1 protein-coding gene is annotated in these 2799 nt (G+C 72.3%); it reads right to left on the bottom strand.

Annotated elements, in window-relative coordinates; translation table 11 throughout:
• Positions 1-461: 461 nt before the first annotated feature.
• Positions 462-2546: a hypothetical protein gene (locus MKL09_RS09280; protein WP_244019696.1), complete on the bottom strand. Its 2085-nt coding sequence runs from the start codon at positions 2544-2546 to the stop codon at positions 462-464.
• Positions 2547-2799: the final 253 nt, after the last annotated feature.

Raw genomic sequence — 2799 nt, 5'->3', positions numbered from 1 at the left:
GGAAGGCGGAGGCTCGGTGCGGTGCGGGGCGGGGGCGGGGCGGGGGCGGTGTGGCTAGCGCTCGGGGACCCCGGCGGTGCGGTGCATCCGCGGTTGGTGGGGGTGGGTCGGTGGCCGGGGGGGGCCAGGGGGTGGGGCTTGGGTGGATGGGGTGCGGTGGGTGACCGTCGGGTGCGGGGCCGACCCGGTCTGGCTGAGGCGGTCCGGATCTGCACCCTTCACACACGCCTCGGACGGGACTGGTGCACCGGGAGTGGCTTGTGGGAGGGGGGGTGGGGTTGTGGGTTTGGGGGGGGGGGGGTGAAAGCAGGAGGCGTGACGGAGCGCGTCTCACTAGAGGCGTGCGGACCAACGCGCCTCCCTCCCCCGCAGAGGGGGGGGGGAGGGCGTCGCGGCTTTCGGATACGGGTGAGCCCAGAACGCTCCTCGCCGAGCCATCGCCAAATCGAAAATACGAACACTCAAACCGCCCGCCCGCGGCGTCCTTCGACCAGCCACATGGCGAGCACGGCCGCCGCGAGTGCCGCCAGGGCGGCGAGGCCCAGCGCCAGCGGGTAGATCTCGACGCCGCGGATGTTGGCGCTGTCGCTCGGGCGGAAGCCGATCCAGTCGCCGCCGGCCAAGCGGCCGCTGCGCACGGTGGCGAGCCGCGGCACCTGGGCGGTGCCGCCGGCATCGGCGACCCGGCGGATCGAGCCGCCCGACCCCTCCGCCACCGCCTTCAGGCGCTCGGTGTCGCTGAACACGTCGGCGAGCTCGCGCGGGTTGGCCGGGCCGACGCTGACGAAGGCGACGAGGGTGCCCGAGCGCAGGGTGTGCAACCCCAGGGTCTCGGCGTCGAAGGTAGCGGTGAACAGGCCGGGCTCGCCCGGTTTGAGGGTGAGGGTCGTCACCTTGCCGGTCGGCCCGGTGACGGGGACCGGCTCGACCTGCTCGGCCATGGTCTGGCGCTCGACCCGCACCTCGCGGCCACGGCCGGTGGTCTGCGCCCGCAGGGCCTCCTCTTCGAGGGCCGGCTCCTTCATCAGCCAGTGGGCGAGGCGGCGCAGCAGGTCGAGATAGGGGCCGCCTTCCTGGTAGCCGCGTGCCCACAGCCAGGCATGGTCAGAGAGGAGCAGCGCGACGCGGCCCTTGTCCTCCCGGGACAGGGCGAGCAGCGGCAGCCCTTCGGCGCCCGACAGGATCGGCTGGATGCCGGGCCGGGTGCGGGCCTGGACGATGCGCAGCCAGTCGCCCCAGGCGGGCGGGTTGGCATCCGAGCCCGGCAGGTCGCGGGTGACCGGATGGCGCTGGCCGACCTGGGTCGGCGTCGCCTTGTAGGGGCGCTCGACCACGCGCCCGTCCGGGTCGCCCGGCAGGATGCCGGCGAGCCGCGTGCGGGCGAGGCTCGCCGGCCCGGCATATTCGGGGCCGGCGGCGACGAGCAGCGCGCCGCCCTCGCGGACGTAGCGGACGATGTTGTCGAAATAGGCCTGCGGCAGCACGCTCTGGTTGGCGTAGCGGTCGAAGATGATCAGGTCGAAATCCTTGATCTTCTGGACGAACAGCTCGCGGGTCGGGAACGCGATCAGCGACAATTCGGAGATCGGCGTTCCGTCCTGCTTCTCGGGCGGGCGCAGGATGGTGAAGTGCACGAGGTCGACGTTGGCGTCGGACTTCAGGAGGTTGCGCCAGGTGCGCTCGCCCTGGTGCGGCTCGCCGGAGACCAGCAGCACCCGCAGCTTCTCGCGGATGCCCTCGATCGGCAGCACCGCGCGGTTGTTGACCGTGGTGAGCTCGCCCGGCAGTGGCTCGACCTCGATCTCGACGACGTTCGGGCCGCCATGCTCGATCCGGGTGGTCAGCGCGAACGGCTTGTCGGTGGCGACATCGCGCCGGTCGATCTCTTCGCCGTCGCGGCGGACCGTGACCACGGCGTGGCCGGTGCCGCCGCGTTCCATCACCTCGGCGCGGATCGACAGATCCTTGCCGACGATGCCGAAGCGGGGCGCCTCCAGGAGCTTGATCTGCCGGTCGCGCTCGTCCGGATGGCCGGTGACCAGGACGTGGAGCGGCGCCTTGATGCCGAGCTGGGCCATCGAGCCCGGAATGTCGTGGACCACGCCGTCGGTGAGCATCACGATGCCGGCGAGCCGCTCGGGCGGCACGTCGGCGAGCGCCTGACCCAGCGCCGTGAACAGCTTGGTACCGTCGTCGCCGTCCTTGGCGTCGGGCACGTCGATGAAGCGGGGCTCGATGTTGGTGAGCGCCCCGAACCGGCGCTGCAGCTCGGCCCGGACCGCGTCGGTCATCTGCGGCCGGTCGCCGAGCGCCTGCGAGCCGGAGTGGTCGACCACGATGGCGGCGATGTCCTTCACCGGCTCGCGGTCCTCCCGCACCAGAGCGGGGTTGGCAAGGGCCGCCAGGACCAGGGCCAGCACCAGGGCGCGCAGCAGCGCCGTCCGGCCCCGCGCCACGAAGGCGAGCACGGCCAGGACGACGACGATGAACCCGAGGGCGGCCAGGACCGGCCATGGGAGCAGGGGAGTGAAGCTGAGGCTCAGCATGGCGTGCAAGCCTCCGAGATGCGTGTGAGGGACGGGCCAGCCGACCGATCAAACCCCCTCATCCTGAGGCGCCGCGTCAGCGGCCTCGAAGGAGGGCTCCAGGGATCGCCGAGACCGCTGGAGGGCTCCTTCGAGGCGCCCGCTGCGCGGCCGCACCTCAGGATGAGGGAATCTGATGGGAGCAAGCGTTGCCCGGGAAACGTGTCGATGCCTGTCACTGCCCCAGCCGCTCCAGCAGCGCGGGCACGTGGAC

It is taken from the genome of Methylobacterium sp. J-048 (genome assembly GCF_022829515.1).
GTDB lineage: Bacteria > Pseudomonadota > Alphaproteobacteria > Rhizobiales > Beijerinckiaceae > Methylobacterium.
Note: the sequence above shows the minus strand (reverse complement) of the source record. Positions and strands in the feature narration are given on the sequence as shown.

Coding starts and splice junctions, on each gene's coding strand:
- MKL09_RS09280 (WP_244019696.1), bottom strand. CDS start 2,546: ATGCTGAGCCTCAGCTTCACTCCCCTGCTCCCATGGCCGGTCCTGGCC.